The organism is Microbacterium sp. DWRC1-3 (assembly GCF_049896645.1).
Taxonomy (GTDB): Bacteria; Actinomycetota; Actinomycetes; order Actinomycetales; family Microbacteriaceae; genus Microbacterium; species Microbacterium maritypicum.
In genome coordinates, this window is the sequence record NZ_JAFCUS010000001.1 from 1331413 (window position 1) to 1345746 (window position 14334).

Consider the following 14334-nt stretch of genomic DNA (forward strand, 5'->3'; position numbering starts at 1 on the left):
GAATCGGGCTCACGTGCCACGTCGGGTCCTGGCCACGCGACAGGTCATTCTCGACAAGCAGATCGGCGACGGTCAGCACCGGAGTTCAGAGCCGGATTGCGGGGTATTCCGCGTAGGCGGACGCGGCGACGATCCGCCAGCGTGCGGCGACGTTTGTTGACATGCCGGTGAGGTCACAGAGAGGGGCGAGAGGCATAGTCGCGGCGAGGTTGAGCAACGCGGCGCCGCGGACCCCGACAATCGGCAGGTTATCTTCTGCATATCGGCGGCGAATCGACTGGCGCGGACGTGTGCGCCGGCGCGCAGTTTCGAGGGGAAGAGCCACGTCAGCGAGCCCCCGACGGTGCCGCGTTGAGGCACGAACATCACGCCGACGCTGAGGCATTCGATGCAACTCAGCTCGCTTGATCCCTCAGACCGCGAGTGACTCCACGATCTCGTCGAGCGTGCGCCCGAACGCGAAGCGGTACCAGTCCAGGGCGTCTTCGCCGGAGAGCTGAGCGACGTGACCGTCCTCGCCGGTGAACGACCATCGCGAGGTGCCTGGGGGCCAGGACGCCATCGTCTCCGGCTGCGGAACCTCCGTCGACGCGGATGGCGGCAACGGAGGAAGGCCGTGCTCCCGCCGTCCACGCGCCCCCCACAGCCGTCGCGAGCCAGAGCTCGGCGAAGGCGCGGGGACGCAGCGACGCGATCGGTGCGGGGGTCTCCGCACGGTAGACGACCGTCATGGAGTCGGAACGCACGACGACCCATCGCTCGCCCGCGGCGAAGAACCGACAGCGCACGTCGGAGTGCAGGTCGATCGTCGCACCGAGCCGCACGAGCGCGCCGACAGCCGCTGCGGAGAGCAGCTTCTCCGGCGCCTCCCGCTCGCGGCGGCGCTGACTCCACGCTCAGGGCATCCCGATTCGCCGCAGCGTCCGCCGCCAGTCGCCCGTGCAACCACTGCGGATCGAGTTGCAGGAAGTAGCGGAAGACCACAGGAATCGGAGAGGCCGCCGCCCGCAGCCGGCGGTTCCTGACCAGCAGACGCACGCCGTGGTCCACCGACCACACCGCCGACACGGTGCCGTCGACGACGGCGACCCACGACCATCCGCGGTTCTCGATGTCCGGATGCGTCGTCTCGAGCAGATCCGCCAGGCGCGTGCCGTCTGGAAACGACAGGCGGCACGCACGGGAGGACATGTCGTCGCCCATCGCGACGCTGTCACGGTCGAGGCCAACGAGCACAGGAACATCGACCATGACGACGACGCTAGCGGGATCGCCGTCGCCCTAGAGCACCTCGTCGGTGGCGACGTGTTCCACGAGCGGCAGCACCCGTCCGGAGAGATGCGTGCGCATCGCGATGGACGAGGCCGTGCGGGCGACTCCCGGCACCAGAGCGACCCGGTCGAGCACCTCCTGCAGCCTGGTGGCATCGCGCGCCACCAGCCGCAGCTGCATGTCGCTGGCACCCGTGACCGTGTGCATGTCGACGATCTCGGGCACGGCGTCGGCGAGCGCCGTGGCCACCTCGTCGTGCCCCACCTTCTGATCGATCTCGACCAGGCAGAACGCGACGACGCCGTAGCCGAAGCCGGCCGGGTCGATGCGCGGCACGATCGCCTCGATCACCCCGCCCTCGTGCAGGCGGGCGAGCCGGCTCGTCGCGGTGCCGCGGGCGATGCCGAGCCGCCGCGCGCATTCCAGGATGGGTAGCTGCGGCGACTCGGTGAGCAGCCGGATGAGCTGGGCGTCGAGGCGATCGATGCGCATCGCTACTCCCGGGGGACGCCGGGCCGGGCCACACCCCTGGTCGCGCGGGCGACGAGGAGGAGCACGGCGGTGAGCCCCAGCGTCAGCAGCAGCTGGATGCGCGCGGCCTCATCGATCATCGCGAGGGCGATCACGGCCGCGAGCAGCACCAGGCACAGCCACGACAGCCAGGGGAAGCCCCACATGCGCATCGGCATCGCCTCTCCCGCCCGATCCGCGCGGCGGCGGAGGATGATCTGCGCCACGGCGGTCGCCGTCCAGATCACGAGCAGCGTCGAGCCGACCACGTTGAGCAGGGCGGGCAGGACCACATCGGGGAAGGCCCAGTTGAGCCCGACCGTGACGAAGCCGAAGGCGACCGAGGCCAGCACCGCGACGAACGGCACGCCCTTGAGGCTGGTGCGGGTGGCGGCCAGCGGCGCGAGCCCGCGCTCCCCCAGCGAGTACGCCATGCGGGAGGCGCCGTAGATGTTGGCGTTCATGGCCGACAGCAGCGCGATGATGACGATGAGGTCCATCACCAGTCCGACGCCCGGCATGTTCAGGGTCTCGAGCACCGCCGAGAACGGCCCCGCCTTCACGGCCGGGTCGTTCCAGGGCAGCACCGCGACGATCACGAAGATCGATCCGACGTAGAAGACGAGGATGCGCACGAGCACCTCGCGGACGATGCGGCGGATGTTGTGGGCGGGATCGTTCGACTCGGCGGCCGCGATCGCGACCACCTCGGTGCCGCCGAAGGCGAACACCACGATCAGCAGGGCACCGGCGATGCCGGCGATGCCGTTCGGGGCGAAGCCGCCGGCGTCGACGAGGTTCGAGATGCCGGTGGCCGCCACGCCGGGGATGAGACCGATGATCGCGCACACTCCCACCACGAGGAAGGCGATGATCGCGGCGACCTTGATCGCCGCGAACCAGAACTCGAAGCGGCCGTAGTTGCGCACGCCGAACAGGTTCACCGCGGTGAGCGCCACGACGAAGATCAGCACCCACACCCAGGCGGGGATGCCCGGCGTCCAGTTGGCGACGATCGCGCCCGCACCCGTCGCCTCGGCCGCGATCACCACGACCAGCTGGATCCAGTAGAGCCACCCGACCGCACTGCCGGCGCTGCGCCCCATCGCCTTCTGGGCGTAGGAGCTGAAGGCGCCGGAGCTGGGGCGTGCCGCGACCATCTCGGCGAGCATCGCCATCACGAGAACGACGATGCCGCCGGCGACGAGGTACGACACCAGCACGGCGGGACCCGCGATGCTGATCGCCTGACCCGATCCGACGAACAGACCGGCGCCGATCGCACCGCCCAGTCCCATCATCGAGATCTGACGACGGGTCAGGCCCGGATGCAGTCCCTTGGTGGTCGTGGTGGTCGGGGGGACCTCGGTCATGCGGTCATCGGTCATGCGCCGACCTCCACGCGCTCGGCGTCGACCGCGAGCGGAGCGGATGCGGCGAGCGCGGCCTCCACCCGGTCGATGTCCTCCGCGGAGCCCGAGGAGATGCGGATGCCCTCCCCGGCGAAGGCGCGCGCGATCACTCCCCCCTCCTGCAGCAGGCTCTCGAGCTCTGCGGTGCGGTCGGCGGACGGCACCCAGACGAAGTTGGCCTGGGAGCGGACGGCGGGCCATCCGGCTGCGGTGAGCACGGCGTGGAGGCGATCGCGTTGGGCGACCACGTCGTCGATGCGGGTCGCGAGCTCGTCCTCGGCGTCCAGCGAGGCCAGAGCCGCGACCTGAGCGAGGTCGGTCACCCCGAAGGGCACGGCGACCTTGCGCTGGTTCTCGGCGACGGCTGCCGGGGCGATCGCATAGCCGATGCGGAGCCCGGCGAGCCCGTAGGCCTTGGAGAACGTGTGCAGCACCGCCACGTGCGGGTGCCGGCGGAACAGCTCGATACCGGCGCCCCTGCTCTCGGAGCGATCGAAGTGCACATAGGCCTCGTCGATCACCACGAGCACGTCGTGCGGAACCGCGGAGACGAAGCGCTCCAGCTCGTCGGCGCCGACGACGGTCCCGGTCGGGTTGTTCGGGTTGCAGACGAAGATCAGGCGGGTGCGCGGGGTGATCGCCGCGAGCATCGCATCGAGGTCATGCCCGTGGTCCGCGTCGAGCGGCACCGGCACGGGCGTGGCCCCGGCGATGCGCACCAGCGAGGGATACGCCTCGAACGACCGCCACGCGAAGACGACCTCGTCGCCCTCACCTGCCACCGCGTGGATGAGCTGGGAGGCGATCTCGACCGACCCGGCCCCGACCGTGACCTCGGACGCATCGACACCGTAGCGTTCGGCGAGCCGTTCGCGAAGCGCGGCGGCGCTCATGTCGGGATAGCGGTTGATGCCGTCGAGGCGATCGCGCACGGCCTGGACGACCGAGGCCAGCGGCGGATGCGGGGACTCGTTCGAGGAGAGCTTCGAGGCACCGGCCGGAGCGGAGCGCCCCTGACGGTATGCGGGAACGGCGTCGAGTCCGGCGCGGGTGGGGAGGGGCATCGTCAGAGCGTCCTTGCTGTGATCCATGGGCGGCCCCCGAGCGGCACCGCCTGCTGTCGCGCAACAGTAGAACGGATCGCGGCCACTGGGCAATCGGCGCACCGGAAGCTGCGCATCCCGCGCAATCGACCGGCACTCCTCGGGGAACTGTTAGGCAGATTGCACAGTCGCGACGATCACTCGGCGGAGGCCGCGAGCCGGAACCCGATGCCCACCGCGAGGAGGTCGGCCTCGTAAGCCCCGTGTCGCCGCGCGCAGCGGGCCAGGTCGACGTCGTGGCGGAACGCGCCGCCGCGCGTGATGTGCGGGTCGGCCGCCCAGTCCTCGACAGTCGGGACGCTGTCGGGCGCACCCGGGTACGGCGCGTACCGGGTCGAGGTCCACTCGTCGACGTTGCCGGCCATGTCGAGCACTCCGAACGCACTGGCACCGTCGGGGAACGACCCGACGGGCGTCGTGGTGCCGAGCCCGAGGTCGAACAGGTTCGCCCTCCCCCGCACGTACTCGTCTCCCCAGGGGAACTCGCGGGTGTCATCACCGCGCGCCGCCCGCTCCCACTCGTCTTCGGTCGGCAGTCGCACCTCTTCGCCGAGTTGCGAGCCGATCCAGGCGGCGAAGGCGGAGGCTTCGGCCCAGGTGACTCCGACGACCGGATGCTCGTCGATCCCGGCGATGGCACGGGCGCCGGTCTCCTCCGCGTACGCGGCCCACTGCGCGACGGTGACCGGGGTGCGGGCGAGCCGGAACGCCGGGACTACGATCCGCGTGCGCGGCGTCTCCTTCTCGTACCAGGCACGCGGAACCCCCGTGTCGGCATAGCGGACGGTGAGGGCGTCGACCTCGTCGGGCGGCGTCCCCCGCTGCAGCGTTCCCGCCGGGATGCCGACCCACTCGATCTGCTGCGCGGCCATGCACCTTCCCCCTCGAACTGTGTCGGTCCCCAGCGTAGGAGCCGCAGCGCCCTCGAGGGCCGCCGTCAGCGCGTGAGCGACACCTCGGCCGGGTCGCTCACCGGCAGCCGGCACACGAACGCGCGGCAGTCGTAGGCGCGTTCCGCCGACGCGTCCTTCCCCTCGAACAGGTCGAACCCGGCGTCGGCGAAGGCCCGCGCCTGCTCCGTGGTCACCACGGCGACGACCTCGGCGTCCGCGCCCCTGGCGACCACGGCGAGGGCACTGTCGCGCGCTCCGGTGACCACGACGAGCTGGCGGGGAGGAACGGCGAGACCCGCCGCCACCCGCAGCAGGGTGCCGTGGGCGAACGGCTGCTCCAGCGAACGCGCGGCGAGCGCGCTCACGGTCGTCACCGCCGCTTCGCGATACCGCTCCCCCGCTCCCAGCCACCATGCGGTCAGGGCGGCGCCGGCCACCGCAGCGGCATCGGAGGGCAGGTCGCCGTCGGTCTGGTCGGGCGAGGCCGCGATGCCCTGGGCAGACAGCAGCGGGTCGTCACCGACCGTGCCGTCGAGTGCCCCGTCGAGAATGCTGCGCGCCGCGATCGCCCAGGTCGTCTCGCCGCTCGCCAGCGCGAGCGCGAACAGGCCGTCGGCGAGAAGGCCGAGGTCCGCGGCGGTCGCTGACGCGGCGGATGCCCGTCCGTCGAGCGACGCCCGCACGAGGGCGCCGTCGGCATCCCGGTTGGTCCGCAGCACCTCGTCCGCGGCAGAGGCCGCGGCATCGATCCAGCTCTGCTCGCCGAGCGCCGCGCCGGCCCTGGCGAGGGCGCCGATCGCGAGTCCGTTCCAGCCGGTGATCAGCTTGCCGTCGACCGCCGGGGGCTCGAGCCCCGCCCGTTCGGCGAGCGGGCGGAGGTAGTACCCACCCTCGTTGCGCACGCCGTCGATCGTCGACTCCGAGTCCTGCGCCGCGCCGAATCCGCCGCCGTCGCGACGGAGCACATCGATCAGGAAGGAAGCGATGCCGCGCACGGTGCGCTCGTCTCCCGCGTCGCGCGCGACATCGAGCAGCTGCGCGTTGTCGGTCAGCATCCGCTCGTAGTGCGGCACCGTCCAGTCGCGCTGGGTCGCATACCGGAAGAACCCGCCATCCGCATCGCGAAGGTCGGAGTCCGCCATCGCGGCGAGCGCGCGTGCGGTGGCCGCCGACGCCTCGGGAGCGCCCTCCCGCACGAGCGGGTGCTGCAGGAAGCGCAGCGTCGTGGCGACAGGGAACTTCGGGGCTCCCCCGAAGCCGCCGAACTGCGGATCCTCGCGCTGCGCGATCGCCTGCGCCGCGGTCCCGATCGCGACGACGTCTGGCAGGGTCGAAGGCGTGGACTCCGCCGCGCGGGCGAGCGCGTCGGTCACGGCATCCGCCGATTCCTCCGCCTGCGCACGACGCAGCGTCCACGCCTCCCGCACCGCCGCGAGCACGTCGCGGAATGCGGGCATCGAGGGGCGCGCCTGCGGCGGCCAGTAGGTGCCGGCGTAGAAGGTGCGCCCGCGCGGGGTGGCGAAGACCGTGAGTGGCCAGCCGAGACTCTGCGTGAAGGCCGAGGCTGCGGCCATGTAGGCGCCGTCGACCTGCGGATGCTCCTCGCGGTCGACCTTCACGGCCACGAAACCGTCGTTGATGAGCGCGGCGGTGGCGGGGTCGGCGAACGACTCCCGCGCCATCACGTGGCACCAGTGGCAGGTCGAGTAGCCGATCGAGATGAGCAGCGGCACGTCGCGCCGCTGCGCCTCGGCGAACGCCTCCTCACCCCACGGATACCAGTCGACGGGGTTGTCGGCGTGCGCTCGGAGGTACGGGCTGAGGGTGTCGGCGAGCCGGTTGGTCATGCCTTCACGCTACGCCCGCGGGGCGCGGCGGGGTCAGCCGACGAGCAGCTCGATCGGACGCGACGCCGCGTAGCCCACCAACGGCAGAGCGCGCTCCGCCGCCAGGGCGATGCGGGCTTCGAGCACCTCCGAGACGATCTCGTAGCCGTCGAAGTCCGTGTTGCTGGCGTAGACGCCGACCGGAAGGGTAAGCGCCTGGAAGAACGCGAACAGCGGACGCAGCTGGTGCTCGATGATCAGCGCATGCTTCTCGCCGCCGCCGGTCGCCGCCAGCAGCACGGGCGTGCCCACAAGGTCGTACTGGCCGACGAAGTCGAAGAGGTGCTTGAAGAGCCCGGTGAACGAGGCGCGGTAGACGGGGCTGCCCACGATCAGCAGATCGGCGGACTCGATCGCCTGCAGCTGCGCCTCGACCTCCGGCGGCAGCTGGTCGCGCTGGAGCGCGCCGGCCAGTCCCGGGCCGATCCGCGTCAGCTCGATGAGCTGCGCCTCGACCTCAGCACGCTCGGCGACGGCGGCCGTGATCGCGCGGACGAGGGCGGTCGTCTTGCTGGGCTCGTGCAGGGATCCCGACACGGCGACGACACGGAACGGAGCTGTCATGCCTCGACGGTACTCACGACGACGCCCTGTGTCGCGTGGTGCGACACAGGGCGTCATGTGAGCTCGAAGGCTCCGTCTCACCGCAGCGGGTCAGTTGACCTCGTCCGGGTGGGAGCCGACGCGGCCGGAGCCGTCGAGCGGGTCGAGCGCGTCGAGCGCCGCGATCTCGGCATCGGTCAGTTCGAAGCCGAAGACATCGAGGTTCTCGCGCAGGCGCTCGGCGCGCACCGACTTCGGGAACACGATGATGCCCTTCTGCAGGTGCCAGCGCAGCACGGCCTGGGCGGGGGTGACCCCGTGGGCCGCCGCGGCATCCGCCACCGCCGGAGCGCCGAACAGGTCGTACTTGCCCTGACCGAGCGGACCCCACGCCTCGATGCGCACACCGTTCGCGTCGGCCCAGGCGACCACGTCGCGCTGCTGGTAGGCGGGGTGCAGCTCGATCTGGTTCACGGCCGGCACGACACCGGTCTCCTTCACGGTGCGCTCCAGGTGCGGAACCAGGAAGTTCGAGACGCCGATGCTGCGGGTGAGCCCCGCCTCGCGCAGCTCGATGAGCTTCGCGAATGCGTGCACGTAGTCGTCCTTCGCGGGGGTGGGCCAGTGCACCAGGTACAGATCGACCTTCTCCAGGCCGAGCTTCTCCAGGCTCTCGGCGATGGCCGCACGCGGCTCGTCGTCGTGGTGGCGGTCGTTCCAGAGCTTCGTCGTGACGAACAGCTCGTCGCGCGGGATGCCGGAAGCCGCGATGGCGGCACCGACGCCCTCCTCGTTGCCGTAGATCGCGGCGGTGTCGATGTGGCGGTAGCCGATCTCGAGCGCCTCGCTCACCGCGCGCTCGGTCTCTGCCGGCGGCACCTTGAAGACGCCGTAGCCGAGCTGCGGGATGGAATTGCCGTCGTTCAGTTCGAGTGCAGGAATCGTCATCCCTCCAGCCTATGACCTGTGATGACAGGCGGATCCGAACGATGACGAGGGAAGTCGGTGCGGGTGACGCGGCCCGCAGCCGAGGTTCCGTAGGCTGAGGAACGATGAACGAGCGCGACGCCTCCGACGATGCGGAGTATCTCCCGCCACCTCCCCCTGCCGCGGACACGCCTGCGCCGGACGAGGAGGAGACCCGGATCGTCGCCGCGACCAAGAGGCGCAGTCGAACCATCGTCATCCTGGTCACCGTCGTCGCCGCCGTCCTGCTCCTCGGAACGATCGCGACGAACCTCCTTCTCGCCGCCGGACTGCGCGCCGAGATCGGCGAGGGACGCCCCGGCACATCGGCGACGCCGTCGGCATCCGTGTCCCCGACACCGACCCCCGATCGGCCGACGTCCGCGTGCAGCGAGCTCTGCGCCGCGGCCACCGAGGAGATCGGAGCCACCGCCGGCGACTGGCGGATCGAGGGCGACTGGACGAACGCGGCGAACGACCTCGGCTCGCGCGATGCCGCAACAGCGGTGTTCGCCTCCGACGCCGGCCGTGCCACGGTGACGGTGCTGCAGTTCCCCACCGACGACGCTGCCGCGCAGGCGGCCCTCGACATCCGCGCCAGGATCGGCGACCCGACATACACGGAACAGGTGTTCGACGACGGGTCGGGCACGCGATACGACTTCGACGGCGCGACCGTCAGCCGCGTCGTGTGGCATCTCGACGCCCAGTCGAGGCCGCACACCCCCGGGCGTCTGTACATCGTCGAAGCGCCGACGAACGCCGCGGACAGCTTCGCCGGTCAAGCCGCCTATCAGCTGTATCTGGCGCTCCCGCTCTAGGCGCGGCGCATCCCGCCTGTCGTCCCGCGAGCACCGAGGTCAGTCGAGCCCGCGCAGCCCCTGCGACATCGCCTGGAAGGCGTCGACCGCCCGCGCCGCGGGGCGAGGGCCGTCGGGGTCGGCCGCCCACTGTTCGAGCCCGACACGGATCGAGGCCGTCGCGACGGTGGCCAGCAGCGTCGCCTCCCACACCGCGAGCCCCCGATCCTGGAGGATCACGCGCAGCCGCCGCTCGGAATCGTCATTCACGCGCAGCCAGACGTCGCGCATCGCGGTGTCGTCGTCGAGCCCGCGGAGCACGCCGAGCATCGTGTCGAGTTCGAGACCCTCGGTCTCGGTGCGCTCCCCCGCATCGGCCCGGTCCTCGACGAGCTGCGCCCGGATCACGGCCGGTATCTGCGCGCGCAGCGACCGCTCTCCGACCTCCGCGAACGCCTCTTGCCAGCGCTGGGCTCCCACACTGAGGATCGGCGTGATCGCATCTTCCTTGCGCGCGAAGTACCGGTAGAACGTGCGCACCGATACGCCGGCACGCGCGGCGATCTGCTCAGCGGTGACACCCGTCACGCTCTGCTCGGCGAACAGGGCGGCGGCAGCGGCGGCGATATCGCGTTCGGTCGCGGCCTTGCGGCGCTCGGTGAGGGTCGAGGTCTCCACCGTCACAGCGTACGGGAAGAGGCCGCCTGCTCGACAGGCAACGCCTAGGTGGCATGATCTGCCATACAGGCATAGTCTGCCTACAACGGAGTGTCGCACCACGACACCACGACGAAGGGAAGACCATGAACCGCTACGAAGGACGTCGGGCGCTCATCACCGGCGGAGGGTCGGGCATCGGCCAGGCCACCGTGCTGCGGATGCTGCGCGAGGGCGGCAGCGTCGTCGCCGCCGACGTCAGCACCGCAGGCCTCGAGGACACCATCGCCCGGGCCGGGAACCTCACCTCGCGGCTCACGACGGTCACGATGAACATCGCCGACGAGGCCTCCGTCGCCGCGGGCGTCGCCGAGGCCGTGGCCGCCCTGGGCGGACTCGACGTCCTCGTGAACGCCGCCGGCATCCTGCGCTCCTCGCACACCCACGAGACGACGCTCGACCAGTTCGAGCAGGTCATCCGGATCAACCTGGTGGGCACGTTCCTCGTGATCCGTCAGGCGATCCCCGCGCTGCTCGAGGGCACTTCGTCGGCCGTGGTCAACTTCAGCTCGACCTCAGCCGGCTTCGCCCACCCGTACATGGCCGCCTACGCCGCCAGCAAGGGCGGCGTGCAGTCGATGACCCACGCGCTGGCAGCCGAATACGCCAAGAGCGGGATCCGCTTCACCGCGGTGCAGCCCGGTTCGATCTCCTCCGGCATGACGGACGGATCCGGTCGGAGCAACCAGAGCAACGGCCCGGGCCTGCCTGACGACGCCGACATGAGCCTGTTCATGAAGCTCTCACCCGCGACCGGTCAGGGCTTCGCCGGCCCCGAGTCGGTCGCCGGTGTCGTGGCGATGCTCGCGAGCGAGGACGGCGCCTTCATCACCGGCACCGAGGTGCGCATCGACGGCGGCACCCACTTCTGACAGAACGGGTGGGGGCCCGGCTCGTGCCGGTACCCCCACCCGCTCACCCGGTCACTCGCCCTGTCGAAGGGTCTTGACCTCGCTCACGCTCACGACGTTGGTGCCGGTCGCGGCGCCGGCCCGATAGGAGAACACCGACGGCGATCCCTCGCCCTGCAGCGCGGGGGTCGCGTCGGTCGCGGACACCAGCCACGCCGTCGGCTCCGGCTGCCCATCGGCCCACACCTTGGCGCGGATCGTCGTCGACGGCGAACCGGACGTCTCGGTCGACAGGTGGAACACGGTCCCCGCGCTCCAGGTCATACCGGGGACCGCCGCGCTGGCGATCGCCGTGCCGTTGCGCTGGATCACGACCCAGACCGAGCCATCGGCGCGATGCCACGCCAGAGCGCGGTACCCCACGTCACCCGTGCGACGAGAGCCCGCACCGACGTAGACCGTGCCCGACTCCGGACCGCCCGAGAGCGAGTAGGACATCGTCGTGGCGGAATCGCGTACGGACGCATCGTCCAACAGCATCTCTCGCGTCTGTCCCGCGACGAGGTCGATCACTCCGGCGCCGTCCTTGACCGACAGCGCCGTCGACTTGCCCTGCATCGGCGTCCACAGACCGCCGATGTCCGCAGTGCCCCATCCGGACTCGACCGCACGATCGAATCCGTCGGCGGCCGCCACCACATCGGCGGCGACAGGCGCCGTGACGACGACCTGCTTCTCACTCGACGCGGACAGTCCGCTGCTGTCGGTCACGGTCATGCGCACCGTGTAGGTTCCCGCCGCCGCGTACTCGTGCGACGCCGTGGCGCCGGTGGCCGTCGAGCCGTCGCCGAAGTCCCATGCGTAGGCGCTGATGGTGGCCGCACCGTCGGCGACGGAACCTGCGCCGTCGACCGCCGCGCTCAGATCGGTCGTCTGCGCGGTGAAGACCGCCGTCGGAGCCTTGAGACCCTTTCCGACCTGGAAGTGCGAGCGCACCTGCTCGGAGTTCAACGCGAACGAATACACCGCGGCCTCATCCAACGACCCCTTGAAGTAGTTCGACGAGGGAGCCGACGGCCAGCCCGTGAGCAGGTCGCCCCCGATGCGCACATACGCGGCATCGGTCTTGGCGTTCGTCACCGCCGGATCCGACGCGACGAGCTCCCCGTCGACGTACAGCTTCATCCCGTCCGCGCTCTGCGAGACGACGGCGTGATGCCAGGCGCCGTCATTCAGCGCCTTGTCTCCGGAGATGGTGGCACGGGTCTGCGCTGCCGAGACTCCGAAGGTCAGCGTGCCGCTGTTCGTCATGTAGAGGTGACGGTCGACCGTCGCCGAGCTCCCCGTCTTGGCGGAGCCGGAGCCGATGAGCATGCCGCCGGTCGTCGTCGTGGTCTTGAACCAGATCTCCGAGGAGAAGTCCTTCGACACAGTTGCCTTGACATCGGATGACACCCGGCCGTAGATGGTGCCGTTGACGGTGGTCGATCCGGTGCCGCCGTTCTCGATTCCGGACGACGAGACCGTGGCGCCCGACCCGTTCACCGGGTTGTTCGATCCCGCCCAGTCCTTCGAGACGTTCCCCATCGGGTAGTACAGCGAGGGGCCGTCGGCGAGAACCTTCGTCGTGTACGCCGAGACGGTGCCCGCTGTGGCCTTCGCGCTCACGCTCGCACTGGTCGCGGTGTTGCCGTCGGCGTCCTTCGCGACCACGGTGTAGCTCTGGGTCGCGCCCGGAGTAGCCGACGGGTCGTCGAGCGTGACCGTCGCGCGCTTCCACCAGGTTCCGTCCGCGGTCGTGCTCGCCACGGGCTCAGCGGTTCCGGCGCGGTACAGCTCGTAGGTGAGCGTCAGATCATCCCGATCCCAGTTGGTCTGGATCGACACACGAGCACGACCGGGAACGGGCGAGGTGCCCGCGGTGGGCTTCCAGTTCGCATCGGCGACGCGGGGGCCGTCCTTCGCGCCGGCCGGAGGGTTGGTGGAGAAGCGGACCAGTCCCTCGAACTGACCGCCGTTGACGGATCGGAACTCGCCGCCGATCGAGATCATGTCGCCGGAGCCGGTGATCGACAGGCCCGCCTGGCCGAGTCCGGTCGTGGTGCCCACCGACCAGTCCGGTGCCCACTGATACGGCGACGGTGCGGGAGTTCCCGCCCAGCTGGCGTACCCGGAGTAGGTGTTCGCGGAAAGGGTGCCGCGCGCGTCCGTCGTGTACGCCTCGGCGTACTGGTAGACCGCGGGGCTCTTCTGCGGCTGCAGCCCCATCGTGTTGCAGGAGTGCATGTGGCTCGTCGTGTAGACCACCTTGCCGGTGGAGTAGACGCCGTAGTGGTCGCCGTGGCAGTCCGCGATCCAGCGCACGGCGCCGCTTCCCGCCTCTGCCGCGAACGTGCCCTCGAGGTTGCCCCCGCCGGACCAGCTCCACCCGGTGCCGTAGACCGTGTTCGCGTCGGTGGCGAGAGCGAAGATGCCGGAGTTGCTGCTGCTCCCGCTGTTCTTGACGACCTTGGAGATGCCCCAGTCGGTGTCAGCCGCCCCCGTGGACTTGTCCACCGCGGCAGATCCGCGCAGGCTGCTGCCGTTGAGCGTCGAGAACCGGCCTCCGACGATGACCTTCGCCCCTGCCGGGTCCATCACGAGGGCATCGACCTGACGGTCGGCCAGCGGAGCCCAGCTCAGCAGTGCGCCGTTCCCGGCGTCGAATGCGGCGAGGTTCTTGCGGGCGACGCCGTTCGCCTGGGTGAACAGACCGCCGAGGTAGATGTTCGATCCGTCGGTCGTGATCGCATACACACCGCTGCCGCCGATCGACGGCGCGAACTGCGGGACGAGCTCGCCGGTCTTGGCATCCAGTGCGGCGAAGTTCCAGCGGTCCTTGCCGTTCACGCTGTTGAACGAACCGCCGATGTAGATGCGGGACCCGTCAGGAGACGCAGCGACCGCCTTGATCACTCCGTTGACCTTCGGGGCGAACGACGACAGCGCGCCGGTCACGATGTCGTACGCCAGCACGTTCGATCGTGCGGTCAACGACGTACCGGGGGCCGCCTTAGGCTCGCGCGCGTTGTCGAACTTGCCCACCGCGTAGACGGTCGTGCCGATCGTGGTCTGCGCCCAGACGTAGCCGTTGTCGATCTGCACGGTCGGGATCGGATCCGACGTCACCACGTTGTCGTCGCGCTGCAACTGCGGCGGCATCGACGGCGGCACCTCTGCCGCGCCCGCCGCTGTCGCGCCCACACCGGACAGACCGGCGATCAGCAGACCTGCCGTCAGCGCTGACGCGACGACACCCCGCGCTCGGCGCCCGAAACTCGTATTCCCCACAGTGACTCCCCAGTCGATGCTGTTCCGAACGCGAGGTCGTCACTCCACCGC

The 14334-nt window shown here is 70.4% G+C and carries 12 protein-coding genes; 2 read left to right on the forward strand and 10 right to left on the reverse strand.

Annotation, left to right across the window (positions count from 1 at the left end; all coding sequences use genetic code 11):
* Window positions 1–412: 412 nt before the first annotated feature.
* The 8 genes from ACP699_RS06280 to ACP699_RS06315 form a co-directional block, all read right to left on the reverse strand.
* Window positions 413–562 carry a hypothetical protein gene (locus tag ACP699_RS06280; protein WP_426170063.1) on the reverse strand — a complete coding sequence of 50 codons (150 nt, stop codon included), beginning with the start codon at window positions 560–562 and terminating at the stop codon, window positions 413–415.
* Window positions 563–1281: 719 nt separating this feature from the next.
* Window positions 1282–1764, reverse strand: coding sequence for an Lrp/AsnC family transcriptional regulator (locus ACP699_RS06285; RefSeq protein WP_045262895.1), 483 nt, complete (start codon window positions 1762–1764; stop codon window positions 1282–1284).
* A 2-nt stretch (window positions 1765–1766) separates the two neighbouring features.
* On the reverse strand, window positions 1767–3170 hold the full coding sequence (locus ACP699_RS06290; RefSeq protein ID WP_302793015.1) for an amino acid permease: 1404 nt from the start codon (window positions 3168–3170) through the stop codon (window positions 1767–1769).
* Window positions 3167–4258 (reverse strand): histidinol-phosphate transaminase, encoded by a 1092-nt coding sequence (gene hisC, locus ACP699_RS06295; protein ID WP_302793016.1) that lies wholly within the window; start codon window positions 4256–4258, stop codon window positions 3167–3169. Before hisC ends, ACP699_RS06290 begins: the two co-directional genes overlap by 4 nt.
* A 176-nt stretch (window positions 4259–4434) precedes the next feature.
* The gene (locus ACP699_RS06300) at window positions 4435–5169 is read right to left on the reverse strand and encodes a formylglycine-generating enzyme family protein (protein ID WP_302793017.1); all 735 of its coding nucleotides are present in this window, start codon (window positions 5167–5169) and stop codon (window positions 4435–4437) included.
* A 65-nt stretch (window positions 5170–5234) separates the two neighbouring features.
* Window positions 5235–7037 carry a thioredoxin domain-containing protein gene (locus ACP699_RS06305; RefSeq protein WP_302793018.1) on the reverse strand — a complete coding sequence of 601 codons (1803 nt, stop codon included), beginning with the start codon at window positions 7035–7037 and terminating at the stop codon, window positions 5235–5237.
* Between the two features lie 33 nt (window positions 7038–7070).
* Entirely contained in the window at window positions 7071–7640 is a 570-nt protein-coding gene (msuE, locus tag ACP699_RS06310) for an FMN reductase (protein WP_055864902.1), read from the reverse strand.
* 90 nt (window positions 7641–7730) lie between these two features.
* Window positions 7731–8567: an aldo/keto reductase gene (locus tag ACP699_RS06315; protein ID WP_302793019.1), complete on the reverse strand. Its 837-nt coding sequence runs from the start codon at window positions 8565–8567 to the stop codon at window positions 7731–7733.
* 104 nt (window positions 8568–8671) lie between these two features.
* On the opposite strand from ACP699_RS06315, the gene ACP699_RS06320 reads away from it, so the two are divergent.
* The gene (locus ACP699_RS06320) at window positions 8672–9406 is read left to right on the forward strand and encodes a hypothetical protein (RefSeq protein ID WP_302793020.1); all 735 of its coding nucleotides are present in this window, start codon (window positions 8672–8674) and stop codon (window positions 9404–9406) included.
* A 39-nt stretch (window positions 9407–9445) separates the two neighbouring features.
* Here the strand turns inward: ACP699_RS06320 and ACP699_RS06325 are convergent, their stop codons facing one another.
* Window positions 9446–10063: a TetR/AcrR family transcriptional regulator gene (locus ACP699_RS06325; RefSeq protein WP_235563114.1), complete on the reverse strand. Its 618-nt coding sequence runs from the start codon at window positions 10061–10063 to the stop codon at window positions 9446–9448.
* 125 nt (window positions 10064–10188) lie between these two features.
* Between ACP699_RS06325 and ACP699_RS06330 the strand changes: the two genes are divergently transcribed.
* The gene (locus tag ACP699_RS06330) at window positions 10189–10974 is read left to right on the forward strand and encodes an SDR family NAD(P)-dependent oxidoreductase (protein ID WP_302793021.1); all 786 of its coding nucleotides are present in this window, start codon (window positions 10189–10191) and stop codon (window positions 10972–10974) included.
* 51 nt (window positions 10975–11025) lie between these two features.
* On the opposite strand, the gene ACP699_RS06335 is transcribed toward ACP699_RS06330, so the two are convergent.
* Window positions 11026–14283, reverse strand: a complete 3258-nt coding sequence (locus ACP699_RS06335; protein WP_302793022.1) for a LamG-like jellyroll fold domain-containing protein — start codon at window positions 14281–14283, stop codon at window positions 11026–11028.
* Window positions 14284–14334: the final 51 nt, after the last annotated feature.

Excerpts from the sequence above, each read along its gene's own strand:
- ACP699_RS06280 (WP_426170063.1), bottom strand. The coding sequence starts at position 562 with ATGGCGTCCTGGCCCCCAGGCACCTCGCGATGGTCGTTCACCGGCGAG.
- ACP699_RS06285 (WP_045262895.1), bottom strand. The coding sequence starts at position 1,764 with ATGCGCATCGATCGCCTCGACGCCCAGCTCATCCGGCTGCTCACCGAG.
- ACP699_RS06290 (WP_302793015.1), bottom strand. The coding sequence starts at position 3,170 with ATGACCGATGACCGCATGACCGAGGTCCCCCCGACCACCACGACCACC.
- hisC (WP_302793016.1), bottom strand. The coding sequence starts at position 4,258 with ATGCCCCTCCCCACCCGCGCCGGACTCGACGCCGTTCCCGCATACCGT.
- ACP699_RS06300 (WP_302793017.1), bottom strand. The coding sequence starts at position 5,169 with ATGGCCGCGCAGCAGATCGAGTGGGTCGGCATCCCGGCGGGAACGCTG.
- ACP699_RS06305 (WP_302793018.1), bottom strand. The coding sequence starts at position 7,037 with ATGACCAACCGGCTCGCCGACACCCTCAGCCCGTACCTCCGAGCGCAC.
- msuE (WP_055864902.1), bottom strand. The coding sequence starts at position 7,640 with ATGACAGCTCCGTTCCGTGTCGTCGCCGTGTCGGGATCCCTGCACGAG.
- ACP699_RS06315 (WP_302793019.1), bottom strand. The coding sequence starts at position 8,567 with ATGACGATTCCTGCACTCGAACTGAACGACGGCAATTCCATCCCGCAG.
- ACP699_RS06320 (WP_302793020.1), top strand. The coding sequence starts at position 8,672 with ATGAACGAGCGCGACGCCTCCGACGATGCGGAGTATCTCCCGCCACCT.
- ACP699_RS06330 (WP_302793021.1), top strand. The coding sequence starts at position 10,189 with ATGAACCGCTACGAAGGACGTCGGGCGCTCATCACCGGCGGAGGGTCG.